The sequence below is a fragment of the Oribacterium sinus genome (genome assembly GCF_014202695.1).
Lineage (GTDB): Bacteria > Bacillota > Clostridia > Lachnospirales > Lachnospiraceae > Oribacterium > Oribacterium sinus.
The window spans coordinates 181,332-207,050 of record NZ_JACHHH010000002.1; the positions used below are offsets into that span (position 1 = coordinate 181,332).

The window sequence follows — 25,719 nt, forward strand, 5'->3', positions numbered from 1 at the left end:
GGTTAGGAGGACTACTTTGACTATTGATGAACAGAAAAGATACCTCTTTAATAGACTGGAATTAGAAAGTCTACGTTTTTCGGAACACAACAAGGAAGAAATATTAGCCTTTGAACAGGCAACAAGTGGTAGCAATATTTCGAATTACTTAAAGAATGAGGCATGGCGGGATGACGAAGCGGGAGACACTAAAGTCTATCTGGTTAGAGATAAAGTGGAAAATGTGATTGTAAGCTTTTTTGCTCTAAATTGTGGGATTCTTTATAGTGATCTTGAAGGTGTTTCTCTTAACGAAGAAGAAAAAGAGCCCTTTGAAAGACTTGTCAAGGCCTATCAAATGAACTATAGAAGGAATCTTTCTGATATTCAGCAAGAGCAAGCGGACAAAGAGTACGTCGATGCCTTGAATGCATTATATACGGTAATAGAATCACCTGATCGGGTATCTTACTTAATCAATCAAGCAGAAATCAAAGCAGCAAGTAAGGAAACGGAAAGAGATCTGTTTCTTGATACGGAGGAGAAGGAGCATACGACGAATGTGCATCAAACCTTTCCGGCTATTGATATAAAGTTCTTGTGTAAAAATAAGCGCTATATCCCGAAAATCAGTCTTGATTTTAGATTGGGCGTATATATTTTCTGGGAGCTGATTGTGCCTCATTTATTAAAGACAGCTGAATTGGTGGGCTGTAAATATATATATTTATTCGCTGCTGATAATACGGATAGAACTGTGATTAAAACCAAGAAACCAATTATGATTACTCCTGACTATGATCCATATGAGGATGAAAAGGAAGAAGAGCCAACAGTAGTATTAAAATTGGTGGAATATTATAAGAATGAACTAAAGTTCAACTACGTTACAAAATATAAAGTCTTAAAACCACGTTTTGAAAGGACGTGTTTTACTTTAGTTCAGGAAGTTAATAAGCTGGAAGAAAACCGAAGGAATATTTGGATATCTCATAGTTCGGAAGATGTTGAAGAGAAAAGTAAGGTGGACTGATAGTTCGCATTTTTACAGGCCTCTATTTCCAAGATAGTTCCAGTTTACGATTATTTTTCACACAATCCTTTAGATATAGGTTAATTAAAGTCTGATACGGAATCCCTGTGTTTTCTGCTTTGTTCTTAAAAAAGAGAATTACTTCTTCGTCAAGGTTAATGGTTATCTGCTTTTTCGGAGCCTTAGTATACGGATTTTTTATAGCCTTGCTAAAATCAAATTCGTTTTCTAAAAATTCATCTCTATCTTTCATCACCTTACACTCCTTTCATAGCTTGCTTTTTCACTTTCAGTGCCTTCCTTGATGAGATAATACGGATTGCTTGAATTACAGATGAAATACGACTCTATAAAAAGTAGAATAATTATGAAATAATTATATTGCAAGCGAAATATAGCTTTTTATACGGTGCTCTAGAAAGGCAATGCGGTGATTAGTTGTTAGCGTCTTTTTTATGGAGTTGAGGTAAAATGGTCTGATTATAGCCGAATTTTCAGCCTTGAAATTCTTTGCCAGGCAAACGGAGGATGTAAAAAACCAAGCGAATGGAATAGATTTTCGACAATATAGGTCTGAAAGAAGGGGTAGTCTGAGCCCGCGGGTTCTTAGCTTTTGTTTTGTAAAAGCTTAGAACCCCTGCAGGGCGAGGCTAGCGGGAGCGTGCCCCTGATTTCAGGCCTATATTGCGTAGAAAACGATTTTTCTTTTCCTTTTTTCTGTTTTTATGGTAAAATTTCCAAAAGATTGTTGTTATTTATGGGAGGTCTTCATGGAAGAACAAAGAGCATATAGAGTGGAAGAACAGGATCAGGATAGTTTTGGAGAGGTAATCATTGCGGATGAGGTCATTTCCATCATTGCCGGCATTGCGGCCACAGAGGTAGATGGTGTGGACTCCATGGATGGAGGCTGGTCCGGTGCGCTGGTTTCCCGTATGGGAATCAAGGATCTGGCTCGCGGTGTCAAGGTGGAGATTTCCGGTGAGGAAGTGGCTGTGGATTTGCGTTTAAACATTTGCTATGGCTATGCGATTCCCGAGGTTTCCAAGGCTGTACAGGAGAGAGTAGTTTCCAGCATTAACAGTATGACCGGTTTAACGGTTAGAGAGGTCAATGTTAAGATTTCCGGAGTGGTGAATAAAGAGAATGAATAAGAGAGAAGAAAGAGACCATAAATTCAAACTCTTGTTTTCCACCTTATTTTACCCGGAGGAGGGAAAGCGGGAGCAGCTGAGCCATTATTCCTATAGCAAGGAAGAGGATGAGGATTTTTTACTTCCGGAGAAGGAAGAAGCGCATCTTTCTGAAGAGGAAGAAGCATTTTTGTCTCAGGAAGTTATGAAGATTCTGGACTTGCTTCCTCATTTGGATGAGCGAATCAACGCGGTAACAGAGGGCTGGACCACCAGCCGTATGTCAAAAACAGACTTAACCGTTCTTCGTTTGGCCTTGTACGAGCTGGAGTATCAGGAAGAAACCCCGGATAAGGTGGTTTTTAACGAGGCGGTGGAGATTGCGAAGAAGTACGGGGGAGCGGATTCCGGCTCCTTTGTCAATGGTGTCCTGGCTCGTATCACCGGAAAGCAGGGTGAGGGAGAAGAGAAGGGCAAGTCTTCTAAGAGCAAATCCGGAAAGGCGGAGAAAAAGTCTTTCCATATCGTAAAATCAAAAGCTAAAGAGGAAAAAGCGCCAAAGAGAGGATAGTGGGATATCAACAGTAGCCTATGGCAAATAAAGAATATACGGTTAGTCAGGTAAATCGCTATCTGGCACGATTGATGCAGGAAGACTTCTTCCTTTCCCACATTACCGTCAGTGGGGAAATTTCCAACTTGAAAATGCATCCTTCTGGACATATTTACTTCACCTTAAAGGACCAGGCTTCGCAGCTTTCCGGCATTATGTTTGCGGGAAAGAGGGCGGGGCTTGCTTTTCCGTTGGAAAATGGAATGAAGGTACTGTGTTCCGGCCGTATCGGTGTTTATGAGGCAGGAGGCAGCTATCAGATTTATGCGGATTCCTTCCAAAGAGCCGGACAGGGAGACCTCTATCTTCGCTTTGAGGCCCTGAAGAAGGAATTACAGGAAATGGGGCTTTTTGACGCTATGTATAAAAAGCCGATTCCCAAATATGCCAGAAAAATCGGTATTGTTACCGCAAGCTCCGGAGCGGCGGTAAGAGACATTATCCAAATCGCAAAGCGGAGAAATCCTTTTGTGGAGCTTTTCCTCTATCCGGCTTTGGTACAGGGTGAGGGGGCTGTGGCTTCCATTTGCAAGGGGATTGCCCGTCTGGACCAGATGGGCTTGGATGTGCTGATAGTAGGGCGTGGCGGCGGTTCTATAGAGGATCTTTGGGCCTTTAACGAAGAGGCGGTGGCTAAGGCTATTTTCAATGCGGACACCCCCATCATTTCCGCTGTGGGACATGAAACGGATACCACCATTGCGGACTTTGTATCGGATTTGCGAGCACCCACCCCCTCTGCGGCAGCGGAGCTTGCGGTTTTCGACTATATGCAGTTTGTGGATGATTTGGCAAGCTATACCTATAGCTTCCATCAAAGGATGGAGCGGATTATTCAGAAAATGCGTCAAAGGGTTAAGGAGGAGGAGCTACGTTTTTCCGTCCTTCACCCAAGGAACATTTTACAGGGAAAACAGCATAGAATTTTGGATTTGGAAAGTCGTTTTCAAAGGCAGATGGAACTATGTATTCAGGAAAATAAATCGGCGCTTCTTCCTTACCGGGTATTCCCTCAGTGGATGGAAAGAAAGCTTACAAATGCCAAGGACAGGATGGGAGAGTATCAGGTCTTTCCCCACAAGATGAAGGAAAAAATTCTTCTTGCGAAAAACAAAGAGGAGCGGTATCGACATTTTCCAAGGCTCATGGAAGGGAAGCTGGAAAAGAAGAAGCATCAGTTAGCTATCCTTTCCGATCAATTCGATGCCCTTTCCCCCCTGCGCCTGCTGTCCAAGGGATTTTCCTATGTGCAAAGGGAAGACGGTAAGCGGATGAGTAGTGTGGAGCAGGTGAAAATGGGAGAGATTTTACAGATTCATTTCACGGACGGCACTGCCAAGGCCAAGGTTTTGGAAAAGCAAAAGGAAGAGCGGCTTGGGCCGGAGAAGTCGAAGAAATAGAGGCTTGGATTGGAAAAGCCGAAGGAATAGAGGTTTGGGCCGGAAAAGTCGAAGCAATAGCGGATATGCATGGAAAAAGCTCGCGAAATAGAGCTTAAGTATAAAAGCCGGAGCAATAGCAGTTTGGTATAGAATAGGAGAAACGCCTAGAGAAAGGAGCCTGTATGGGAACAGAGGAAAAGAAAGTCGAAGAGCAGAAGCTGAAGAAGGCGGAGAAAGAGCAGAAGGAAAAGAAGGATTTAAACGAGATTTTTGAAAATTTAGACGGCCTGCTGGAGAAGATGGAGGGCGAGGATAGCTTGGAAAAAAGCTTTGCCATTTACCAGAAGGCGGTTTCTTTGCTGAAGGAAGCTAATGAAAGCATTGACCAGATTGAAAAGCAGGTGAAGCTTTTAGACAGCGAGCAAAAGGGTGGCTTGGATGCTTAAGGAGAATCAGGTGTTCGAAAATGCAGAGAGGAACTCTTCAAGAGATGGCATAGAATCTGAAAAGGTCGGCTTATGGGGAATGAAATCCATTGAGAATGGTGCTAATGCTGCTCTAAATCCGTATTCCGTGGAAGAGGGATTTCAAAAGAGAAGGCAGGAAGTGGAAGCCATTCTGACCGCATTTTTGCCGGAGGAAAAGGGGCCTGCGAAGACCGGAATAGAAGCCATGAACTACAGCCTTATGGTAGGAGGAAAACGGATTCGGCCCATCCTGCTTCGAGAGGCCTTTTTGCTTTTCGCCGGGGAGAAGAGACAGAAGCTTTTCCTACCCTTGGCTGAAGCTTTTATGGTGGCCATGGAGATGATTCATAGCTTTTCCCTTTGTCATGATGACCTGCCTGCCATGGATAATGACAAGTATCGTAGAGGAAAGGAAGCTACCTGGTACCGTTTTACGGAGGCCCAGGGGATACTGGCAGGAGATTCTTTGAGCCTTTACGCCTTTCAGTGGGTACTGGAAGTTTTGGAAAGGGAAGGGAAAAAGGGCGACAGTGTAGAGCTTCTTTCCCCTACCATGCAAGGCCTTAAGATTTTGGCCAAGTCTGCCGGGATAGAGGGCATGATTGGGGGACAGGTGCTGGATATTGAAAAAACAGGACAGCCCTTAACGGAGGAAGAGCTTTTCTTTATTTACCGAAAGAAAACCGCAGCTCTCCTTTCCGCCTCTTTAGAAATTGGGGCTTTACTGGGAGGGGCCAATTTGGAAGAGCAGGAGAAGCTGGCTTCCTTTGGAGAGAAAATCGGCCTGGCCTTCCAGATTCGGGATGATATTTTGGATGAGATTTCCAGCTTTTCCGAGCTGGGAAAGCCTATCCACTCTGATGCGGAGCAGGAGAAAACCACGGCTCTCAGCCTTTATGGCATGGAGAAGGCGGAGGCCATGGTGGAGCAGTATACGGAAGAGGGCAGAAGCCTCTTACAAAGCTTGGATCGAAATGTAGTAGATGGGGAAGCATTGGATTTTCTTCTTTCCTTTAGTCAGTATCTTTGTTCCAGAAGGAGCTAGAAGGAAGGCAGTTTTGCTTTACTAGGAGCTTTCGAAAAGGAAATCTGTTTTCTTAATAAGGAGCGATGGAGAAAGTCTGTTGGAAGAAGCGATAGTTTCTCTTTGTTGAAAGAATTAGGAGATTTTTCATGATATTAGAGTCAATTCATGGGGCGGAGGATGTAAAGAGGCTGTCCCTTTCCGAACAAAAGGCCTTGGCCAAGGAGCTGAGACGCTTTATTTTGGAAAAAACCTCCATGCATGGGGGGCATTTGGCCTCCAATCTGGGGGTGGTGGAGCTTACCATCGCTCTTTTTCATAGCCTGAATCTGCCCCAGGATAAGCTGGTGTGGGACGTGGGACACCAGTGCTATACCCATAAGATTCTCTCCGGAAGAATGGACGACTTCGACGGGCTTCGACAGCTGGGGGGAATCAGCGGTTTTCCCAAGCGGGAGGAAAGTCCCTATGACTGCTTTAATACCGGCCACAGCTCCACCTCCATTTCCGCAGCTTTGGGAATAGCCCAGGCCAGGGATATTTTGGGAGGGAAGGAAACGGTGGTAGCGGTCATTGGAGATGGAGCCCTTACCGGAGGCATGGCCTATGAGGCTTTAAACAATGCTTCGAAAATGAAGAAGAACTTCATTATCATTTTAAATGATAACGAAATGTCCATTGCCAAGAATGTGGGGGGGATTTCCACCTACCTAAACGGTATTCGCTCTCATGAGAATTACACCCATTTCAAAGAGAATTTTGCGGCAGGACTTTCCAGGGTGCCTATCCTTGGGCCAAGTCTTGTGGATCGTTTGAAAAATACCAAAAACTCCATTAAACAGCTTTTTGTTCGAGGCATGTTTTTTGAAAACATGGGCATTACCTATCTGGGGCCTGTGGATGGACATGATCTTAAGGCTTTGGAGACGGTGTTACAGGAAGCGAAGAGGGTGGATCATGCGGTTTTAATCCATGTGGTCACCAAAAAGGGAAAGGGCTATGTGCCGGCGGAGAAGTCTCCAAGCCATTACCATGGGGTGAGTCCCTTCCATTTGTCCACCGGAAAGGACAAGGCGGAAAGTACCGACATCAGCTATACCAAGGTCTTTTCCCAGACCATGGTGGAAGAGGGCCGGAAGAATCGGAATATTGTAGCCATTACCGCGGCGATGCCGGACGGTACCGGATTGGATGCCTTTGAAAAGGCCTTCCCCAGACGCTTCTTTGATGTGGGGATTGCGGAGGCCCACGGGGTAACCTCTGCGGCGGGCATGGCCAGCATGGGCTTAAAGCCGGTGATGGCGGTGTATTCCAGCTTTCTGCAAAGAGGCTTTGACCAGTTGGTGCATGATGTATGCCTACAGAAGCTGCCGGTGGTCTTTGCCGTTGACCGGGCAGGACTGGTTGGGGCGGATGGAGAAACCCACCAGGGGATTTTTGACCTGTCCTACCTTCGCCTGATGCCAAACATGACGGTGATGGCACCGAAAAATGCTCGGGAGCTGCAGGAAATGCTTCGTTTTGCCCTAGCCTTTTCCGCTCCGATCTGCCTTCGCTATCCAAGAGGTGTAGCTTATCAGGGATTTTCAGAGCAGCAGGAGGAAATCCTTCTGGGAAAGGCGGAGCTTCTGAAAAAGGGAGAGGGAATTGCCCTTTTGGCTCTTGGTTCCATGGTGTCCACCGGAGCCCATATTGCGGAAAAGATGGAGAAGAAGGGCTATCACTTAACTCTTGTGAATGCCCGTTTTGCCAAGCCCATTGATACGGAAATTTTGGACAGGCTGGTGGAAGAGGGACATCACACTATCATTAGCTTAGAGGAAAATGTGCGAAATGGCGGCTTCGGTGAAGCTGTCCTGGAATATATGAATGCCCGTCACCCGGAGATAAGGGTGGAAATTGTGGCTCTTCCGGATGCCTATGTGGAGCACGGAAGCGTTTCCGCCCTTCGGGAAATCTTAGGCATTGACTCTGACAGCATTATCAGGAGCATGCAGGAGAAGGGGATATTTAAGGAATAAAGGGAAATGTATGGGCGCAGTAAAAATTAACTTGGAATCTAAGAAAGGATAAAGCATGGCTGGAAAGAAGGAACGGCTGGATGTTCTTTTGGTGGAAAGAGGGCTTATGGAAAGCCGGGAAAAGGCTAAGCGGGCCATTATGGCAGGGCTGGTCTTTGTAAATGGAGAAAAGGAAGATAAGGCCGGCAGCAGCTTTCCGGAGGATGCGGAGATTCTTGTGAAGGGAAAGGCTCTTCCCTATGTGTCCAGAGGGGGCTTAAAATTAGAGAAGGCTCTAAAATCTTTCCCGATTTCTTTGGAAAACAGAGTTTGTATGGATATCGGTGCTTCCACCGGGGGCTTTACGGATTGTATGCTGCAAAACGGAGCGGTGGAGGTTTATGCTGTAGATGTAGGCCACGGACAGCTGGATTGGAAGTTGCGAAATGATGAAAGAGTGCACTCCCTGGAGAAGTGCAATATTCGTTATGTGGAGGAAGAGGACATTTTAGCGCTGGGAGAAAAGCCCTCCTTCTTTTCCATTGATGTTTCCTTTATCAGCTTGACCTTAGTGCTTCCTGTGGTGAAGAAGCTGGGAAAGCTTCCTTCTCAGGTGGTTTGCCTGATTAAGCCTCAGTTTGAGGCGGGAAGAGAGCAGGTAGGAAAGAAAGGCGTGGTACGGGACATTTCCGTGCATCAGGAAGTGATTCGAAAGGTACTGTCCTTTGCTTCTTCCATCGGATTCTTAGTACAGGGACTGGATTTTTCTCCTATTAAGGGGCCGGAAGGAAATATTGAGTACCTCTGCTTTTTGGAGGATAGGGGAAATGCCGAGGAGGCATTATCGGAGGCTTGGGAAGCCGAGCTTATGCGTATTACGGAAGATTCCCACAGGGACTTATAGATAAGTAAGTTGACAGCAAGAATTAAAGCTAAAATAAAATTCATTGCAGGAATTAAAGTTAAAATAAAATTCATCGCAAGACTCAGAGTTAAAATAAAATTCATCACAAGACTTATAGTTTAAGCAAGCTAACGGAAGATATGCTATACTAGAGAGGAAAGAAATTCATGAATTTGGCACTCATTGTGAATCAAACAAAGCCAGAGGCAGAGAGCTTCCAGAAAATCATAGAAGAAGAATTAGCGAAGAAAGGCATTCGTCCCAAGATTTTTTTGAATAAGGATTTTTCCAGAGAGGATTTTGTGGGGATGGATTGCCTGATTACCTTGGGAGGAGACGGCACGATTCTCCATACCACCGGAGTTTTACAGGGAATGCCGGTTCCGATTTTAGGAATCAATGCGGGACATCTTGGTTACCTTACGGAAATTCGCCAGAGAAGAAGAATTGCGGAAGCTATAGAACGGCTTGTGGCCGGGGATTATGTGGAGGATCGAAGAGCTATGCTTTCCGGCAGCATTTTCCGACAGGGAAAGGAGATATTTTCAAGGTCTGCCTTGAATGAGCTTTTACTCTCCAGAGTGCGAGGGGTGTCCATACATCATTTTCAGGTCTTTTGCGACGGGATGGAAATGGTTCACTATTCCGCAGACGGAATCATCATTTCCACGCCTACAGGTTCCACCGCCTATAATCTTTCTGCGGGAGGCCCCATCATTTCCCCGGAAGCGCCGGTATATATCATGAATCCTATCTGCGCCCATTCCTTAAATGCCAGAGCAGTGGTTTTGGATAATCGGAGAACCCTGGAGATTGTGATGGAGGGGGGAGATCAGGTGCTGTCCTTTGACGGAGAGGCTCCTATCGAACTTTTGGCCGGAGATGTGGTACGAATCAGGAAGGCCAAGGAAGAAACGGTTTTGATTAAATTTTCCAAGGAAAGTTTTCTTCATACTTTGCGAGAGAAGATGGCAAACTTATAAGAGAGGTTTTTGATGAAAAAGACAAGACAGGATAGAATTCTTTCTTTAATCGAAGAACAGGATATTGAAACCCAGGAGGAGCTGGCTAAGCAGTTACAGTTGGAGGGATACTCTGTAACCCAAGCTACCGTTTCTCGGGACATTAAGTCTTTGCAGCTTACGAAAATGCAAAAACACGGCAAGATGGTTTACCAGAGCCTTTTAAAGGAGTCTCCAGAGAGAGATTTGGAGAAATTTGTCCGGGTTATGCGGGACGGCACGGTATCCATGGCGGTGGCAGGTAATATTTTGGTCATCAAAACCCTTTCCGGTATGGCAAATGGAGTGGCTATGGCCATTGACCAGCATCATTTTTCGGAGATCGTGGGAAGTCTTGCAGGAGATGATACCATCTTCTGTGTAACTTCCGGTGAGAAGGATAGTCAGGCTTTAAAGGATAGCATTGAAAGCCTGATGAGAGGCTAGCACATAAGGAGGAAGGCATGCTGGATCGACTGCTGGTAAAAGATTTGGCCTTGATAGAGAAATCCGTTGTAGAGTTTTCCGGCGGCTTAAATGTCTTAACCGGAGAAACCGGAGCGGGAAAGTCTATTTTGCTTGGCTCCATTCAGCTGGCTCTGGGGCAAAAGGCCAATAAAGACCTGATTCGTCATGGAAAGGAACAGGCCATTGTGGAGCTGGACTTTTCTCTGACAGAGGAGGAAGTGCGCCGGATTCAAGCCTTGGAAGAGGATTTAGAGCTGGAAGAGGAAAGACTCTTGATTCGCAGGAAGATTTCTGAAAAGAAGTCCGATATTCGGGTCAATGATTTAGGGCTTACCCTGGCTAAGCTTCGGGAAATTACCGGCGGTCTTTTAGATTTGCATGGACAGCATGAGCATCAAAGCCTGCTTCGGGAAGGCTCCCATTTGGAGATTATCGACGGCTTTCGGAAAAAGCAGGGGGGAAAGCTTTTAGAGGAAGTGGCGGATGCTTACCATTTGCTACAGGAAAAAAAGAGAGCCTTGCAGAAATTTTCCCTAAAGGAAGAGGAAAGAACAAGGGAGCTGGATTTTCTGGATTTTGAGATTCAGGAGCTTGCGGATGCCCATCTTTCCGCGGGGGAAGAGGCGGAACTTACTAAGGAATACAGCCTTTATGAAAATATGGACAGGCTGAAGAGCCTGCTTCTTTCCGCAAAGGAAAGTCTGGAGGAAATGGATTTTCACCGTCCCATTCAGGCGGTGGAAGAGGCCAAGGATTTTGATGAAAGCTTAAAGGGGCTTTCCGACAGCCTTTATGACTTGGAGGCGGTGGGAGAGGATTGTCTCCGCTCTTTAGACCATTATCTGGACCATGCGGAGGTGGATGAGGAAAAGCTCTTTACCTTGGGAGAACGGCTGGAACAGATTCGCAGAGTCATGATGAAGCATGGAGGCACGGAAGCTAAGGCTCTGGCTGCATTGGCCAAGAAAGAGGAAAGAAGAACTTTTCTTTTAGACTATGAGAAGGACGAAGAGAAGGCAAAGAAGGCCATAGTGGAACAGGAAAAGCTCCTACGAGAGAAGGCAGTGCTGCTTTCCAAGGAACGGCAGGAGGATGCCAAGGTCTTAGCCAAGCAAATCCAAGGGGAAATGCAGGAAATGGGATTCCTGGACACCAAATTCGAATTCCATTTTCAGGAGAAGAAGGAGCCGACGGAAAAGGGCTTGGACGAGGTGGAAGCCTATGTGAGCCTAAACCCGGGAGAGCCTCTTCGCCCTCTTCGGGAGGTAGGCTCAGGAGGAGAGATTTCTCGAATTATGCTGTCTATTAAGACGGTGTTGGCAGATACAGAGGGTGTTTCTACATTAATCTTTGATGAGATTGACAGCGGAATTTCCGGAAGAACCGCGGAGAAGGTGGGAGAAAAGCTTCAGAAGATTGCGAAGAATCACCAAGTGATTTTGATAACCCACCTGCCCCAGATTGCGGCAAAGGCAGACCATCATTTTCTCATTGAAAAGACGGTGGAGAATGGAGTCACCCACACAGGGATTCATCCCTTAACGGAGAAGGAATCCATAGAAGAGCTGGCAAGGCTTCTTGGGGGAGATGAGCTTTCGGAGGCTTCCTTGGAAAATGCAAGAGAGCTGAAGACAAAGTCCAAGGCAAAGAAGGCTAAGGCTTCCAATGCATAGAATATGGAAGAAGTGTCTAAGCTTTCGCATCAAAAGCTTCATAGAGATCTACTTTGTTTCGAAATGACAGAAAAAGCAAATATAAGCAGCTTCTACGGAAGGATAAGCAGTTTAGGATTTACGGAAAACAGGCGATATTTTGGAAGGAGGATAGGATGAAAAACATTTTATTTCTTGCATCAGAGGCAGTTCCCTTTATCAAAACAGGAGGTTTGGCGGATGTGTGCGGTTCTTTACCCAAAGCTCTGGATTCCAATTACTTTGATTGTAGGGTGATGATTCCCAAATACATGTGTATTCCTGAAGAGAAAAGGAATGAACTAAAATACAAGACGCACTTCTATATGGACTATTTAGGACAGTCCCGCTACGTAGGAGTCTTAGAACAGGAAGTAGACGGGATTCTCTACTACTTTATTGACAATGAATATTATTTTTCCGGAAACAAACCCTATGGAAACTGGTACTGGGACTTGGAGAAATTCTGTTTCTTCTGTTATGCGGCTTTATCAGCCCTTCCTCTTTTGGATTTTCATCCGGATGTGCTGCATTGTCATGACTGGCAGACCGGATTGGCACCGGTTTTATTAAAGGATCGTTTTGCGGGAAGTGAATTTTTCCGTTCCATTCGTTCCGTATTTACCATTCATAATCTTCGCTTCCAAGGGGTGTGGGATATTAAGACCATTAAGCGTTTTACCGAGCTGTCGGATTATTATTTCACACCGGATAAGCTGGAATGCGATAAAAACGGTAATCTTTTAAAGGGCGGTTTGGTTTATGCGGATGCCATTACCACCGTCAGTAAAACCTATGCCAGAGAGATTCAGTATCCCTTCTTCGGGGAGGGCTTGGAAGGCCTTTTACAGGCCAGAGACCATGACCTTCGGGGAATTGTAAACGGGATTGACTATGAGGAATGGAATCCGAAGCGAGATCCTTTCTTGCCTGCCCACTACGACTCTGCTTCCTTCAGAATGGGAAAGCCGGAGGTGAAGAAAGCCTTACAGGAGGAGCTGGGCTTGGAGCCTGATCCGAATTGTATGCTGATCGGAATGGTTAGCCGACTAACGGACCAAAAGGGTCTGGATCTTTTAGTAAGAGTTTTTGATGAAATCTGCCAAGATAAGATTCAGTTTGTGGTTTTGGGTACAGGCGAGGACGGATATGAGAATTTCTTCCGTCATTACGCATGGAAGTATCCTAAGAAAGTTTCTGCCCAGATTTACTATTCCGAAGAGAAGAGTCATAAAATCTATGCAGGCTGTGATGCCTTGCTGATGCCCTCTCTGTTTGAGCCCTGCGGTCTTTCCCAGTTGATTGCCCTGCGCTACGGTACGGTTCCCATTGTCCGGGAAACCGGAGGCTTGAAGGATACGGTAGAGCCCTACAATGAATATGAAGGAAGGGGAACAGGCTTTTCCTTTGCCAATTACAATGCCCATGAAATGATGGCAAGCATCCGTTATGCGGAGCAGGTGTATTATGACCATCGGGAGGCTTGGGAAGAAATGATTGCCAGGGGCATGGAACAGGATTATTCTTGGAAGAGTTCCGCTCTTCAGTATCAGGAGCTTTATGACTGGCTGGTAGAAAGATAAATACTTTCAGCGAAAGGTAAAGTGCTAAAAATAAAGCTGAAACTGCTATATCCAAAGTGTAGAGAAGGTATTAAAACGTAGTAGGCTTATTGATAAATGAAAAGCCGAAGAAAGGAAACAAAGAAAAGGCATGACGTTTCAAGAGCAACTTTTAGACAATTATTTATTGATCTCAGCTCTGCTCTCCTGGTTTGTTGCCCAGGTTTGTAAGACAGCGATTGATGCTTATTTTAATAAGGGAATAAATTGGGAGAGAATGACCGGTTCGGGAGGAATGCCCTCCAGCCATTCCTCTACGGTGGTGGCTTTAGCCACGGCGGCCGGGATTTCATACGGAGTGGATAGCGCTATTTTTGCGGTGGCTCTGGTTTTTGCTGTTGTGGTAATGTATGATGCCACCGGAGTCAGAAGAGAAACCGGAAAGCAGGCAGTGATTTTGAATCGTCTCTTACTGGATAATCCCTTTGCCTGGACCGGTAAGGAATTTGAAAAAAAGCTAAAGGAATATGTGGGGCATAGTCCCCTGCAGGTTTTAATGGGAGCCATTTTGGGTCTTGCCATTGCAGTAGGAATGGGGTATGTCTATGGCTATTTTGGATAAGAAGAAAAGGATAAGGCGGTTTTTCTGCCTTATCCTTTCCCTGCTTTTTCTTCTAAGCTCCTGTAAAGGAATTGCCATCAGCGGAAAAACGGAGAATATCCCCGGTTATACTGAGGCACAGGCTATGATTGTGGTGGGATCTGAGCGAAATCGGATTCAAAATGTGATGGGGAAGGAAGTTTGGGATCTCCCTGTAGCCGGACAGGTGGAAAAAACTTACGGAGAATATTTCCTGGCAAAAACCAAGGAATTTCTGCAGGATATCCGTACTTTGAATCTAATGGCGGAGGAAAAGGGAATTATCGCCAATGGAACGGAGATGGAAAGTATTCGAGCTGCGGCCAATGCCTTTTATCAAAGTCTCAGCGAAGAGGACAAGGCCTTCTTTGGAAACTGCAGTCTGAAGGACGTGGTGGATATGTATGTGGCCTACTTTGTGGCGGAAAAGACGGCAAAGTCCCTTTTGGCCAACGTGGATACGGAATTAAGTGCGGCGGAAGCCAAGGTGATTTCTGTGGAACAGATTGTGGTACAGGATGAAGCCCTAGCGAAGGAGCTGGAAGAAAAGGTAAAGCTTGCCGGAGCCAATTTCTCCTATTATGCCAGACAGTATTCCGAGGATCCGGAATTGCAGAAGAACTTGGCCTATGGAGAAAGGGAGGATGAATACGCGAAGGTGGCCTTTTCCTTAGAGGACAATGAAATCTCCTCCGTGTTTTCTCAGGATGGAAAGTACTACATTTTAAAATGTCTAAGCTCCTATGATGAGGAAGCTACCAAGGAACGAAAGGAGAGGTTGGAAACCGCTATTCGGTCCCTACATTTTCAGGAAAGCTACGAGGCTTATCAAAAAGAGCATATTGTCCGCTTCCGGGAACCCTTCTGGAAGGAAATCGACCTTCATAGTCATGAGGGAAGCACTGCGGATTACTTCTTTTCCTATTATCAGGAGAAGGTGGCGGAGGCGAAATAATGGATGGGTTACTTACTCAAATAAAAATATTTGAGACTTATAGTATGAAAATATATTTTTGCGACTTTTCAAGGGATAAGAATAGTGATAGCCTTAAGGAGACGAAAAATAATTAAGTATAGCTAGAGGAGAAAAATATGATTATCACAAGTGAGAAAAAATTCAAAAATAATTTCGATGACTATATTAAGTCCTTAGATACAAATCGTGAGATAGCAGTAACAAGAGATGAGGGAGAGAATTTCTTTGTGGTTTCGGAGAGTTACCTGAATAGCTTAAAGGAATCTCTTTATATCGAGAGCATTCCCAATTTAAAAGAAAAAATATTGGAAGGAATCAATGAGCCAATCGACGAATGTTTGTCCCGTGAGGAGCTTAGAAAACAATGTATGAGCTAAAGTTTACTAAACAAGCATCAAAGGACTATAAAAAAGCACTCCAGTCAAATGTAAAGGATATTTTTGAAAAAATTTTAGACGAGTTGGAGCAAAATCCTTATCAGCCACCTACTGAAAAATTACTGGGATATCCAATTCCTACATTTTCAAAGAGAGTAAATATAAAACATAGAATTGTCTATAATGTTGATAATGAAAACAACGTGGTTAAAATACTATCGATGTGGTCTCATTATGAAACAATATAAAAGGAAAATAGTTCTCATGGAGCGATTTAATCATACTCCATGAGAACTATTTTGCTTGTACCTATACTATGAATGTTAAATAATCGTTGTGTTTTCCAAAGCTTTTACTTAAAGTGCAGCAACAATTCCCTGATCGTTGGCGTAAATGGTGGCTACACCGGCGGCATTGGTCACCACAATTTCTTTATAGCTTCCTTCCTTCAGGAAGTCTTCTTTTACCTGTTCTGCCCGCTCAGGAGCATTGACATGGGTGATTACCAGTCGTTTGTCTTTTACCGCTTCCGCACCCCCGGCACGCTCAACAGCTAACTGCACCATTCTCTTTAAGGCCTTCTGCATACCTCTTTGCTGGTCCAACTTTACAATGGTACCGTTTACCGCACCCATAACGGGCTTAATGTTTAAGGCGGAAGCCAAGAAGGATTTTACGGCGGAAAGCCTACCGTTCTTCCGTAAGGTTTCCAGGGACTCCAGTACGAAAACCGTTACGATGTCGTTACATTTTTTCTCGATAATATCTACTACTTCTACAAAACCGAGACCGGCTTCCTTACATTCTCGAATATCCAGGCAAAGCTTACACTCACCGGCGGAAGCGGACTTGGAGTTAAACAAATGAATCTTCTTGGGAGAATCTTCATGGGACTCCGTATAGAGATCAATGCCGATTTTGGCTGCCTGATAGGTTCCGGAAAGCTGGTCGGAAAGGGTTACAATATATACCTCATCCGCATCGGATTCCTCAATGGCCTTCTGAAAGGCCTCCGGAGAAGGACAGGCGGTCTTCGCTCCGATGGAAGATGCAGCCATTCTTTTGATAAAATCTGCCTGATCAAAAGTTTCATCATCCATGATTCTATATTCCCCGATTTCCAAGCTTAGGGGAACCATACGAAAATGAGGATCTGCCTTCATTTCCGGTGTAAAATCTCCACAGCTGTCACAAATAATCTGATATTTCATAGGGTTTTCCCTTTCTAAGTAGTTTTCAATACTACATCCATTATAGGGCAATGCGGAGTACTGTCAAGGTATAGCCGGATTCCGGCCTTTGATTACTCTCGTTTTGTTTTTTATCTACTGACAAAATCTTTACTTTTATCCACTGGCAAAATCTTTACTTTATTTACATTCTTTGAATTTCCGCCTGAATCATTTTTCCCATTAGCTCGGAAAAATGCTCTAAAGACTGGACCTTCACAAAATTTCTGCCGAAAATCTTCTGGGCATTGGGAACATCCTTGTCCTTTCCGGTGTAGGCCAGTAGTACATAGATGTTTTCCATGTGGGCTTTATGCACCATTTCCTGAATGTCGGAAATGGCCAGATCTCCGGAATAGTTTCTGGCTTTGTTCCTTACCTCCAAAAGATCGTTGGGAGTTAAATCCGTAAGCCAGATTAGCAGGCGATGGGAGGCAGTATTTTCCTTTAACTGCTCCAAAACAGCGGAAAGTGCCAGTCCGTCCCGGTTCGCACCGGTGGTGAAGTAACGGAAAATTTCCTTGTTCTTATTCCGTTCCGTATAATCCCGATAACGATTCAAAATCGTATAGCCGCTCATGGAGGAGTAGCCGAAAACCCGAACCGGAATTCGGCAGTTGTCCAAAGCCTTTGCCAGAATATAGCCCTGTTGGGACACGGTTTCCATCCGATGAATCTGGGAGGAAGAGGCATCCAGCAGTAAATCCACCGTGAGAGAGCCTTGACTGTCTGCAATTTCCTTTTGGAAAATTTTATTGTGGCCCTTTAGATATAGGGGTTTCCACAAAAGAGAAGGAATCAATTTGCCCTGATTGGAAAGGACAGGACTTGGCTCCAAGCTGCTAAGAAGCGCATTTTTCAACATCTGACTTAGTCTGAAAATCTGCGTCTGGTTATAGCTTTCTTCTTTTTCATAGGCCTGTTCATTTTTCTTTCGCTGGGCTTCCATTTCCTTTCGCATCTTCGCCGCGAAGCCCTTCAGATTTTCTTCCTCCTTGCCGTTGGTAAAATACAGCCTTGCCCCCTGATGGTTTCCAATGCAGCAGGCTTTTTCCATGGCTTCGGATTTTTTCTTATCGAAGAGAGGCTGTCCGAAATAGCTTTGAATGTATTTTCGAAGACCCTCCTCGGTGATTTTTTGGTATTTTTCGGAGGCGGTTTCCACTTCCCTGCTATCCGCCCCTCCCTTGCTTCGTTCTAAAAGCCCTAAAACCAGCTTTTTTGGTGCTCCGGAAGAAGTACCGTTCTCGTCCTTTAGCCAAAAGAAAAGGTGGGGAATCTTGAATTCCCGCTTTTTCTTCTGCATGGCAGCCGGAAGACCGGGGAGATAGGTAAAATATTTTTGTAAGGTCTTGGAAAGACTTTGAATCCATTCTTCGGTATTCAGCTCCCCGGAAATTTCCACTTCTTTTAGAAGCTTTCGATCCACCAGATTCGGCAGACCGCAGTCCTCTCCCAAGGCTGTCTTATAATGTCCTTCTAAGATCCAGCCTTCTCGGCTTTCCGCAATACTGGGAATAAATTCCTGAAGCTTCCGTTTGCAATATTCTCTACGAAGGAGAGCCAGACTTTCTCTTAGAGGACTTTCCTTTTCGAAGGTGGCATTTTCCAAAGCCAGCCAAAAGAGCGTTTCGTAGGTTTCCTGCCCCAGAGTTTCGTGAAAGGTGCTGTAGAATGCCGTTAATTTCTTCCAGTCAAAATGCGTATAGCTGGCACCAATGATGGTATTCCAATACAGGTCTGCCTTGCCTTCGTAGTCATACATACGGTAGCCGGGAGAGACCTTATAGTTATGGGCACCGTTCCAAATCATATTGGCAGCCCGTTTTTTTTCAAATTCTGTCAGCATCATAGGAAAATACGCTCTCCGGAAAGCTCTTTAGGAATTCTGGCATCCAGTAAATCCTGTACCAACTGTCTTTCGTAAAGGTCAAAGGACTTATTTACCAGTCCCATTTCCAAAGCCTTGGATACGGATAAGCCCTTCTGCATTGCTTTAATAGAAGAAATTAAACCTCTAAGGTCTAAGCTCCTGCTGGAAATTTCACCCCCAGAAACCTTTTCCTGAATTTCAGAAAAGAGGAGGGCAAACTGCTTTCTGTATTCCTCCGATAAGTTCGGAAATTGGTGCATTAAAAGCTTATCCAGATTCTCCGCGCTGATCACCGGCATGTGGAGAACCAGAAAACGGGAAGCTAAGGCCTCATTTACCTCTCTGGTTCCTGCATAACCGTAATTCATGGTGCCGATAAAGCGGGTAGCTTCATGCAGGGGGAACTGGCCGTAGCCCGGCAGGTCGATGCTGTGACGGAAGTCCAGGGTAGCGTGCAGTACCGCCAAGGATTCATTTTTCGCCATATTGATTTCGTCTAAGATGCCGAAGCCCCCACGAAGGGCACACTCCAGAATCGGTCCCTTACGAAGCTTCACTTCTCCTTGGGAAAAGGTATCGCTACCCACCAGGGAGGAGGCGTCTGAATTGACATAAAGGGAAATATCCCATTCCGGACGGGAAAATGCCAGAGCCAGTCCCTGGGCTAAAACGTTTTTGCCCGTGGCCTTAGGACCGTCCAAAAGCAGGTTTGCTCCGGAAAGCAGGGCGGCAATGGCGGCTTCCCAGATTTCCTTTCCGTAGTACAAATACTCCATTTTCGGCAAACGCTTCTCGTCCTCTTCTTCCAGCTTGTAAAAGGAACGGAAGGAGCGCAGCTCCTCTAAAAGCTTCTCCGAAATACCTTCTTCTTCTAAAAATGTCAAAATATCCTTCATTTTCTATCCCCTATCTACTTTTATTATTCTTTCTGACGGCTATTTTACCGCAGTTTAGTACAGAAATCTAAAAATTCCTAATCTTTTATGTGAATAGCACAAAAAAATGAAAAAACTATCCTTTGATTTTAGAGGATAATATATGTGTACAAAATACAAAATTGCTATTTATTTAACAGATTATCGCCAATAGAAAGGAAATTTAGGCAAATAAACTATAATAAAGTACTTATTGATTTTGAAATAAATAGATAAAATATTGAAATTTCTGTGAACAAGGTGTATTTTTAGTTTTGCTAAAGATTGAGAAAAGAAGGGGAGGATTACTTATGGTTACCTTTATGATCGGCCTTGTGATTCTCATCGTCGGCGGAATGGCTATGGGTCGCCTTTGCGATCATGTATTCCAGCCGGACGACAGAGAGACACCGGCTTACGCCAAGCAGGATGGTGTGGATTATGTTCCGATGCCTACTTGGAAAAATGCTTTAATTAACTTACTGAACATTGCCGGAACAGGACCTATTCTTGGACCGATTCAGGGTATTTTGTTCGGACCGATTGCACTGCTTACCATTCCTATCGGAAATGTTATTGGCGGAGCGGTACATGACTACTTTGCAGGAATGATTTGTACCCGTGACGGCGGAGCCCAGATGCCGGAGATGGTAAGACGTTATACCAACAAGGCAGTGTTCTGGATTTATGATGTGTTTGTATGTGTGCTTTTACTCTTGGTAGGAACCGTTTTCATTTACACACCCGGAGACATTACCGCAACCCAGGTATTCGGCTTCAGCGGTGCGCCTACAGAGGCTTCCACCTGGATTATCTACGGTATTATTTTCGCATACTACTTAATTGCTACTGTATTCCCCATCGATAAGATTATCGGAAGAATCTATCCTATCTTCGGTGCAATCCTGGTATTCTCCGCAGTAGGTGTATTTGCTGTAATGGTAATTTTCCATTACCCGTTAGTAGAGATTTTCGGAAACTGGAATACTCCTTCCTTTAACTATGGAGATTATTTCTGGACACAGAACTTTTTCCCGATTTTCTTCGTAACCGTAGCCTGCGGAATTCTTTCCGGATTCCACTCTTCCCAGACTGCTCTTGTAGCAAGAACCATTAAGAGTGAGAAGGACGGAAGAATGACTTTCTATAACATGATGGCTGTAGAAGGCTTCATCGCCATGGTATGGGCGGCAGGAACAATGGCATTGATTCAGTTCACTGCAGACCAGGGCGGAATCAGCATGGTATTTAACGAGAAGGCAGGAACCTTCCAGTACATGATTCAGAAGGCGGGAGAGTTGGTTGCTATTTCTCCAACCTCTGTAGTCGGTGTAGTTTGTAGAAGAGCTTTAGGACCTGTTGGCGGAGCAATAGCACTTATCGGTATTATCATTCTTCCCATTACGTCCGGAGATACTGCACTTCGTGCATTACGTCTTACCATTGCAGATACCTTCCACATTAAGCAGGACAACAATTTCAGAAGATTAAGCCTTGCCATTCCAATCTTTATCCTGGTAGCAGGAATCCTGGTTTGGGCAAAGTTTGATCCTAAGGGATTCTTGGTTCTTTGGAGATACTTCGCATGGTCCAACCAGACTATGGCATTATTTCCCTTGGCTGCGGCAGGTGTTTATCTCATGATTAACGGAAAAGCAAAATGGGCATGGATGCCACTGCTTCCCGGTACCTTCTACACCTTCGTCTGCGCAAGCTATATCTTAAATGCAAAGCTGGGCTTTGGTTTAGGCTGGCCAATCGCCTATGTGGGCGGTGTAGTTGTGGCTGCAATTTACCTTGTTCTTACTATCATTAGAGGTAAGAAGGGCGGCACCACTCCTGAGCCTACCGTAAAATAATGGCTGAAAGTGTTCCATATTTGGAACAGGCAAGTCCTTTTTGATAAGGGATAGTCGTTTAGATGAACCGTGTCTGAAAATGATTATATAAGGATGAATTGAAAGATTGATTGCTTCGGAAGAGGCAGTCAATCTTTTTTTATACATTTTTTATAAATTAAAAATTAAGTATTTATTGATTTTCTCTTAGGATATGGAGTATATTTACTTTGGATTTTAATAATCATCTGTAGGCAGGATGGGAATCGGAGGGAGAAGACGATTCCCTGTATTTAGTCCGGTCTAGTCGTACCATAGCAGAAATCAGGGAAGAGAGTTGTAGCTACTATGGGACAAAAAAATTACCTAGTAAGGGAGAATGAAAAATGAAGAAAAAGAAACTGAAAGTACAAGTAGCTGCACTCGCCATGACAGGAGCCATTGCAGCTGCACCATTGACCGTAAGAGCGGAAGAAGCAAGCACGACAGCACCGGCGACTGCGAGCACAAGCAGTACAGAAGCATCTGCCACTGCCGCAGCTCCTGCAACAAGTACAGCGACAACGCCTGCGGTAAGCGGGACAACTGGCGGAGCAAGTACAGCAACAGCAAGTACTCCTGCAACAGGCACAGCGGCGACCGCCGGTACAAGCACAGCAACAGCTACTACGGAAGCGTCAGCCCCGGCAGCCGTAGCAGCCCCGGTTACCGTAGCAGAGGCACCGGCAGACCCTGCCACCACTGTTCCCAACAATGTGGATACCGTAGTACCGGACGATAATAAGCAGGGAACGGATATTAGTCTTCAAGTAGGAAGTCGCAAAAAGGAAGTTACAATTTCTGCTGAGGATGCAAAAAAAGAAGGAACTCTTGTAGAGAAAAGTCCTTCTTTACAGGCAATACCATCTATTGGCAAGCTACAGAATAAAGATGTTGTATTGCAGGGAGATCTTTCTATTGCAAAGGATGATAGTACAGCTTTTGACAGTACCAGTGATGCGGCACATGAGGTGAATAAAGAGGATAGCTATACCTTAAAGGCCGACTTAGATGTTAATGCTGTTAATAATGCAATCAATGCATCAGCGAAATTCAATTCACTAATGAGCGAAGTTGATGTTGATAGAATGGAAACAGGTCTTCGTTCCACATTTATGATGGGAAATGACTTAGATGGTAGTTTTCATCTCCCTACTGACTTGGAAGATGCTAAGAAGCACTATGAGCTAAGCTCTGCTGATGGAAGTCCCATGATGTATCGTATTAATTATGGTAATTCTTCCTTCGCCAAGGATAAAGTAAGTATTGCTATGGACTTGGATTTAAGTAAGTATGATAAGCCAAAGGAAGAGATTAGTACCTTTGGCGCCTTAAATAATTTGATTAACAAGTCTGCAAAGAAGATACAGTTAATCATGAAGGGTATTAAGTTTAATGCGACACACGGCAATGTGGAAGAAAAAGAAACTGCTACAGAGAAAAGCACAACTGCGGAGGGAACTATTCGGGGAACCTTAGTAGGTTATATGAAGGCAGATGTAAGTTTCTTATTTGTGAAAGGAAATACATCCTATGTTTGGGGCGCTATTCAGAATGAGGAAGGCCGTGACTTTGTAGCAGGCCGTGACAGAGTAGCCGGAAATGATAACGGCAATAATAAGGTGGATCTTACCGTAAAAATGACTACTACTGAAAGCAAGGTAAAGCCCGTTGAGCCTGTACAGCCTGAGGAACTGGTAAAGCCGGAAACTCCTGAAGTACCTGTTCAGCCCGCACAGCCTGTGACCCCAGTAGCGCCAAGTAACGGCGGCGGAAGAACCGGAGTTACACCTGCTACACCGAGTAGAACGACTATCCCCGGAACCGTTTTGGGAGAGAACCGTCCTACCGCTTCTACTCCTACAGCTCCTGTTGGAGAAGTTTTAGGAGAGAATCGTGTGGCTCCTGTAGCAGAAGCTGCTGAGGAAAAGAAGGGTGTGGTTCTCGGAGAATCCCGTCCAAGTGTTAAGGGTGTATCTGACCGTGCATCTGTTGCAACCGGAGACTACAATTTCACAGGACTTTGGGCTTCCCTTTTCGGAATTTCCTTAGCTTCTTTGGCAGGATTTGTGGTACTGAGCAAGAAGGAACAGCAGTAATTATTAAGCCGGAGTAACAGTAAATACCAAGCCGAATAATTTATAAAACAGTAACAGTTTTATACCGTTGTAGAGCAGATAGAATATCGCTTCTACAACGGTTTTTTTATAAAATATGATTTGACATATTCTTATTAATTTCTTATTATAATTCTCATTGTTATATAGATTTTTTGAAGTAAATACGGAGAGAAGCAGGAGTATATTGTAGAAAATTTTGCCTATGATATGTACGGTTTTTATGTAAAAGCGTTGAGAAAGCAGAGTATTCTTATAAAAAATATCTAAAATAAAGGAGAATTGTAATGAAGAAGAAAAACTTAAAAGTACAAGTAGCGGCATTGGCTATGACGGGAGCAATTGCAGCAATTCCAATGACTGCCATGGCGGAGGAAACAAACACTACTGTTGCTCCAACGGAAGTGGCTGTGACGAATACCGGAGGCAATGAGGCAGCAGCTCTAACTAGTGGCGAAGCTCCTGTAGTAGCTGTCGCGGAGGCAGTAATTCCTGCTGCTGCGGAAGCGGAAACAGTTACAGTAGAGGAAGCGGCAGTGGATCCCGGTACCACTGCACCGAACAATGTGAATACCGTGCTGTCGGAGAATCAAAAGCAGGGAACAGACATTTCCACACATGCAGATATTACCCGTGGAGGGCAAGCTAGACCTGTGATTCACTTGGATACCACTGTGACAGCAGAAGATGCCAAGGGAGAGAAGACCATTGCGGAAAGCCATCCCGGAGTCGAAGATAATGTAATTACCAGGCTTAAAAACAAAGATGTAGTTCTCCAAGGGGATCTTTCCATCAAAAAGGATGAGAGTACAGAAGCTTATGACAGTACCAATACTGCAGCACATCCGGTGAATAAGGAAGATAGCTATTCTCTGAAGGCGGATTTGGATGTGTCTCCAGTGACTAACGCCATTAATGCATCTGCCGGAATTATACCGGGGTCAAATGATATTTTTGTAAACAATTTAGAGACAGGGCTTCGTTCCACATTTACTTTGGGAGATGACCTGGAGGGAAGCTTCCATCTCCCAACGGACTTAGAGGATGCCAAGAAGCACTATGAGCTAAGTTCTGCGGATGGAAATCCCATGATTTATCGCATTAATTATGGAAAATCTTCTTTTTCCAAGAAGAAAGTAAGCCTTGTTATGGATTTAGATTTAACCCAGATGAAACCGTTGGCGAAGCAAGGCTCTGATGAAAATGCGGCTAACGAAAGAATCTACGGCAAAGATCCTGTTACCAGTAAAGCATACCCTATTGAAAACTTTAATCCCTCTCCTGCTACAGGAAGACATGCAACTACAAGTGTTTTTGGAAATTTGCAGGAGCTTATTAACAATTCTGCCCAAAAGATTCAGCTGGTAATGAAAGGATTAAAAATCAATGCCACCTCTTCCAATAGAGTAGAAACGGAAACGGAGACAGAAAAGAACATTAGCACAGAAGGAAGTATTGCCGGAACTTTAGTAGGATATATGAAGTCTGATTTATGGTATGTTTATTCTTCCGGTAATACCTCTTATGTTTGGGGGGCAGTGCAAAATGATGCCGGTAGAGACAAGGTATCCGGTCAAGGAAATGACAAGGTTCTTCTTACCGTAAAAATGAACACAGTAGAGCCGAAGAGCAATCCGGTGCAGCCTGTAAACCCTGCACAACCGGTAAATCCCGTTAACCCGGAGCAGCCAGCACAGCCGGTAATTCCCGTAACTCCTGAAACTCCTGCTGTACCAGCTCCTCCTACGAATCCTAGTATTGGCGGAACAAGCAATGGCGGCGGTGGAAGAAGCAGTTCAAGAGTGACTGTAAGCACTGTCAGCAATGCACCTTCCAATCCCGGAATCGTTTTGGGAGAAAGCCGTCCAACAGCTTCTACACCAGGCGGTGAAGTTTTAGGAGAAAATCGTGAAACACCTGTAGCGGAAACCGTTGAGAAAAAGCAGGGAACTGTATTGGGAGAATCCCGTCCAAGCGTAAAGGGCGTATCCGACCGAGCATCCGTAGCAACCGGAGATTATAACTTTACAGGCCTTTGGGCTTCCCTTTTTGGAATTTCCTTAGCATCCTTGGCAGGCTTTGTGGTTTTGAGCAAGAAGGAGCAGCAGTAAATAACAAGCCGAAAAATATATAAAACAGCAATAAATGATTACCGTAGTAGAGCAGGTAAAGTGCCGGTTCTACTACGGTTTTCTGAATTCAGCTGTGCTTTCTTTATATTTTTCCTTAGCGAAGAGAAGGACTGTGAAAACAATAAGTGGAAGCGATATGCAATATAGGCATGAAAGAGGATAATCTGAGATTGCAAGAACTAGCGAGCTCGGAGAAGCGAAGGACTGTAAAAGCCAATAAGCTGAAGCGACAGATGCAGTATAGGCATGAAAGAGGATAATCTGAGATTGCAAGAACTAGCGAGCTCAGCGAAGCGAAGGACTGTGAAAACAATAAGTGGAAGCGAC

Annotated in this window: 23 protein-coding genes; 19 read left to right on the forward strand and 4 right to left on the reverse strand. The window is 44.7% G+C overall.

Annotated elements, in window-relative coordinates; translation table 11 throughout:
• Positions 1-16 precede the first annotated feature (16 nt).
• Positions 17-1,012, forward strand: a complete 996-nt coding sequence (locus HNQ46_RS02535) for a hypothetical protein (RefSeq protein ID WP_183682603.1) — start codon at positions 17-19, stop codon at positions 1,010-1,012.
• A 22-nt stretch (positions 1,013-1,034) separates the two neighbouring features.
• Here HNQ46_RS02535 and HNQ46_RS02540 read toward each other — a convergent pair whose 3' ends face one another.
• A complete protein-coding gene (locus HNQ46_RS02540) occupies positions 1,035-1,265 on the reverse strand; it encodes a BrnA antitoxin family protein (protein ID WP_183682606.1) in 231 nt (76 codons plus the stop codon).
• Between the two features lie 517 nt (positions 1,266-1,782).
• Between HNQ46_RS02540 and HNQ46_RS02545 the strand changes: the two genes are divergently transcribed.
• The 15 genes from HNQ46_RS02545 (at position 1,783) to HNQ46_RS02615 (ending at position 15,498) form a co-directional block, all read left to right on the forward strand.
• Positions 1,783-2,166, forward strand: coding sequence for an Asp23/Gls24 family envelope stress response protein (locus HNQ46_RS02545; RefSeq protein ID WP_040649042.1), 384 nt, complete (start codon positions 1,783-1,785; stop codon positions 2,164-2,166).
• A complete protein-coding gene (gene nusB, locus HNQ46_RS02550; protein ID WP_183682608.1) occupies positions 2,159-2,716 on the forward strand; it encodes a transcription antitermination factor NusB in 558 nt (185 codons plus the stop codon). Before HNQ46_RS02545 ends, nusB begins: the two co-directional genes overlap by 8 nt.
• A 20-nt stretch (positions 2,717-2,736) precedes the next feature.
• Complete coding sequence (gene xseA / locus HNQ46_RS02555; RefSeq protein WP_183682611.1) at positions 2,737-4,158, forward strand: exodeoxyribonuclease VII large subunit; 1,422 nt, start codon at positions 2,737-2,739, stop codon at positions 4,156-4,158.
• 164 nt (positions 4,159-4,322) lie between these two features.
• A complete protein-coding gene (locus HNQ46_RS02560) occupies positions 4,323-4,586 on the forward strand; it encodes an exodeoxyribonuclease VII small subunit (protein ID WP_007157010.1) in 264 nt (87 codons plus the stop codon).
• A complete protein-coding gene (locus HNQ46_RS02565; protein ID WP_243155816.1) occupies positions 4,579-5,652 on the forward strand; it encodes a polyprenyl synthetase family protein in 1,074 nt (357 codons plus the stop codon). The genes HNQ46_RS02560 and HNQ46_RS02565 overlap by 8 nt, the downstream gene beginning before the upstream one ends.
• A 128-nt stretch (positions 5,653-5,780) precedes the next feature.
• Positions 5,781-7,652 (forward strand): 1-deoxy-D-xylulose-5-phosphate synthase, encoded by a 1,872-nt coding sequence (dxs, locus tag HNQ46_RS02570; RefSeq protein ID WP_183682614.1) that lies wholly within the window; start codon positions 5,781-5,783, stop codon positions 7,650-7,652.
• Positions 7,653-7,707: 55 nt separating this feature from the next.
• The gene (locus tag HNQ46_RS02575; protein ID WP_183682617.1) at positions 7,708-8,535 is read left to right on the forward strand and encodes a TlyA family RNA methyltransferase; all 828 of its coding nucleotides are present in this window, start codon (positions 7,708-7,710) and stop codon (positions 8,533-8,535) included.
• 167 nt (positions 8,536-8,702) lie between these two features.
• Entirely contained in the window at positions 8,703-9,518 is an 816-nt protein-coding gene (locus HNQ46_RS02580) for an NAD(+)/NADH kinase (RefSeq protein WP_183682620.1), read from the forward strand.
• A gap of 12 nt (positions 9,519-9,530) precedes the next feature.
• The gene (gene argR, locus HNQ46_RS02585) at positions 9,531-9,983 is read left to right on the forward strand and encodes an arginine repressor (RefSeq protein WP_007157004.1); all 453 of its coding nucleotides are present in this window, start codon (positions 9,531-9,533) and stop codon (positions 9,981-9,983) included.
• Between the two features lie 17 nt (positions 9,984-10,000).
• Entirely contained in the window at positions 10,001-11,677 is a 1,677-nt protein-coding gene (recN, locus tag HNQ46_RS02590; RefSeq protein WP_183682623.1) for a DNA repair protein RecN, read from the forward strand.
• A 155-nt stretch (positions 11,678-11,832) separates the two neighbouring features.
• A complete protein-coding gene (gene glgA / locus HNQ46_RS02595) occupies positions 11,833-13,278 on the forward strand; it encodes a glycogen synthase GlgA (RefSeq protein ID WP_183682626.1) in 1,446 nt (481 codons plus the stop codon).
• A gap of 130 nt (positions 13,279-13,408) precedes the next feature.
• Positions 13,409-13,879 carry a divergent PAP2 family protein gene (locus HNQ46_RS02600; protein ID WP_007157000.1) on the forward strand — a complete coding sequence of 157 codons (471 nt, stop codon included), beginning with the start codon at positions 13,409-13,411 and terminating at the stop codon, positions 13,877-13,879.
• A complete protein-coding gene (locus tag HNQ46_RS02605) occupies positions 13,857-14,852 on the forward strand; it encodes a peptidylprolyl isomerase (protein ID WP_243155817.1) in 996 nt (331 codons plus the stop codon). The genes HNQ46_RS02600 and HNQ46_RS02605 overlap by 23 nt, the downstream gene beginning before the upstream one ends.
• Before the next feature lie 137 nt (positions 14,853-14,989).
• On the forward strand, positions 14,990-15,250 hold the full coding sequence (locus HNQ46_RS02610; RefSeq protein ID WP_007156998.1) for a type II toxin-antitoxin system Phd/YefM family antitoxin: 261 nt from the start codon (positions 14,990-14,992) through the stop codon (positions 15,248-15,250).
• Entirely contained in the window at positions 15,238-15,498 is a 261-nt protein-coding gene (locus tag HNQ46_RS02615) for a Txe/YoeB family addiction module toxin (protein WP_183682629.1), read from the forward strand. The genes HNQ46_RS02610 and HNQ46_RS02615 overlap by 13 nt, the downstream gene beginning before the upstream one ends.
• 108 nt (positions 15,499-15,606) lie before the next feature.
• Here the strand turns inward: HNQ46_RS02615 and HNQ46_RS02620 are convergent, their stop codons facing one another.
• From HNQ46_RS02620 to HNQ46_RS02630, 3 genes are all read right to left on the reverse strand, one after another.
• A complete protein-coding gene (locus HNQ46_RS02620) occupies positions 15,607-16,461 on the reverse strand; it encodes a DegV family protein (RefSeq protein WP_183682632.1) in 855 nt (284 codons plus the stop codon).
• A 163-nt stretch (positions 16,462-16,624) separates the two neighbouring features.
• Positions 16,625-18,331, reverse strand: a complete 1,707-nt coding sequence (locus HNQ46_RS02625) for a vWA domain-containing protein (protein WP_183682634.1) — start codon at positions 18,329-18,331, stop codon at positions 16,625-16,627.
• Complete coding sequence (locus HNQ46_RS02630; RefSeq protein ID WP_183682637.1) at positions 18,328-19,248, reverse strand: AAA family ATPase; 921 nt, start codon at positions 19,246-19,248, stop codon at positions 18,328-18,330. The genes HNQ46_RS02625 and HNQ46_RS02630 overlap by 4 nt, the downstream gene beginning before the upstream one ends.
• 329 nt (positions 19,249-19,577) lie before the next feature.
• Between HNQ46_RS02630 and HNQ46_RS02635 the strand changes: the two genes are divergently transcribed.
• From HNQ46_RS02635 to HNQ46_RS02645, 3 genes are all read left to right on the forward strand, one after another.
• On the forward strand, positions 19,578-21,125 hold the full coding sequence (locus HNQ46_RS02635) for a carbon starvation CstA family protein (RefSeq protein ID WP_183682640.1): 1,548 nt from the start codon (positions 19,578-19,580) through the stop codon (positions 21,123-21,125).
• 365 nt (positions 21,126-21,490) lie between these two features.
• Entirely contained in the window at positions 21,491-23,242 is a 1,752-nt protein-coding gene (locus tag HNQ46_RS02640; protein WP_183682643.1) for a cell surface protein, read from the forward strand.
• 305 nt (positions 23,243-23,547) lie between these two features.
• Complete coding sequence (locus tag HNQ46_RS02645; protein WP_183682646.1) at positions 23,548-25,371, forward strand: cell surface protein; 1,824 nt, start codon at positions 23,548-23,550, stop codon at positions 25,369-25,371.
• Positions 25,372-25,719: the final 348 nt, after the last annotated feature.

Excerpts from the sequence above, each read along its gene's own strand:
- HNQ46_RS02540 (WP_183682606.1), bottom strand. The coding sequence starts at position 1,265 with ATGAAAGATAGAGATGAATTTTTAGAAAACGAATTTGATTTTAGCAAG.
- HNQ46_RS02545 (WP_040649042.1), top strand. The coding sequence starts at position 1,783 with ATGGAAGAACAAAGAGCATATAGAGTGGAAGAACAGGATCAGGATAGT.
- nusB (WP_183682608.1), top strand. The coding sequence starts at position 2,159 with ATGAATAAGAGAGAAGAAAGAGACCATAAATTCAAACTCTTGTTTTCC.
- xseA (WP_183682611.1), top strand. The coding sequence starts at position 2,737 with ATGGCAAATAAAGAATATACGGTTAGTCAGGTAAATCGCTATCTGGCA.
- HNQ46_RS02560 (WP_007157010.1), top strand. The coding sequence starts at position 4,323 with ATGGGAACAGAGGAAAAGAAAGTCGAAGAGCAGAAGCTGAAGAAGGCG.
- HNQ46_RS02565 (WP_243155816.1), top strand. The coding sequence starts at position 4,579 with ATGCTTAAGGAGAATCAGGTGTTCGAAAATGCAGAGAGGAACTCTTCA.
- dxs (WP_183682614.1), top strand. The coding sequence starts at position 5,781 with ATGATATTAGAGTCAATTCATGGGGCGGAGGATGTAAAGAGGCTGTCC.
- HNQ46_RS02575 (WP_183682617.1), top strand. The coding sequence starts at position 7,708 with ATGGCTGGAAAGAAGGAACGGCTGGATGTTCTTTTGGTGGAAAGAGGG.
- HNQ46_RS02580 (WP_183682620.1), top strand. The coding sequence starts at position 8,703 with ATGAATTTGGCACTCATTGTGAATCAAACAAAGCCAGAGGCAGAGAGC.
- argR (WP_007157004.1), top strand. The coding sequence starts at position 9,531 with ATGAAAAAGACAAGACAGGATAGAATTCTTTCTTTAATCGAAGAACAG.
- recN (WP_183682623.1), top strand. The coding sequence starts at position 10,001 with ATGCTGGATCGACTGCTGGTAAAAGATTTGGCCTTGATAGAGAAATCC.
- glgA (WP_183682626.1), top strand. The coding sequence starts at position 11,833 with ATGAAAAACATTTTATTTCTTGCATCAGAGGCAGTTCCCTTTATCAAA.
- HNQ46_RS02600 (WP_007157000.1), top strand. The coding sequence starts at position 13,409 with ATGACGTTTCAAGAGCAACTTTTAGACAATTATTTATTGATCTCAGCT.
- HNQ46_RS02605 (WP_243155817.1), top strand. The coding sequence starts at position 13,857 with ATGTCTATGGCTATTTTGGATAAGAAGAAAAGGATAAGGCGGTTTTTC.
- HNQ46_RS02610 (WP_007156998.1), top strand. The coding sequence starts at position 14,990 with ATGATTATCACAAGTGAGAAAAAATTCAAAAATAATTTCGATGACTAT.
- HNQ46_RS02615 (WP_183682629.1), top strand. The coding sequence starts at position 15,238 with ATGTATGAGCTAAAGTTTACTAAACAAGCATCAAAGGACTATAAAAAA.
- HNQ46_RS02620 (WP_183682632.1), bottom strand. The coding sequence starts at position 16,461 with ATGAAATATCAGATTATTTGTGACAGCTGTGGAGATTTTACACCGGAA.
- HNQ46_RS02625 (WP_183682634.1), bottom strand. The coding sequence starts at position 18,331 with ATGATGCTGACAGAATTTGAAAAAAAACGGGCTGCCAATATGATTTGG.
- HNQ46_RS02630 (WP_183682637.1), bottom strand. The coding sequence starts at position 19,248 with ATGAAGGATATTTTGACATTTTTAGAAGAAGAAGGTATTTCGGAGAAG.
- HNQ46_RS02635 (WP_183682640.1), top strand. The coding sequence starts at position 19,578 with ATGGTTACCTTTATGATCGGCCTTGTGATTCTCATCGTCGGCGGAATG.
- HNQ46_RS02640 (WP_183682643.1), top strand. The coding sequence starts at position 21,491 with ATGAAGAAAAAGAAACTGAAAGTACAAGTAGCTGCACTCGCCATGACA.
- HNQ46_RS02645 (WP_183682646.1), top strand. The coding sequence starts at position 23,548 with ATGAAGAAGAAAAACTTAAAAGTACAAGTAGCGGCATTGGCTATGACG.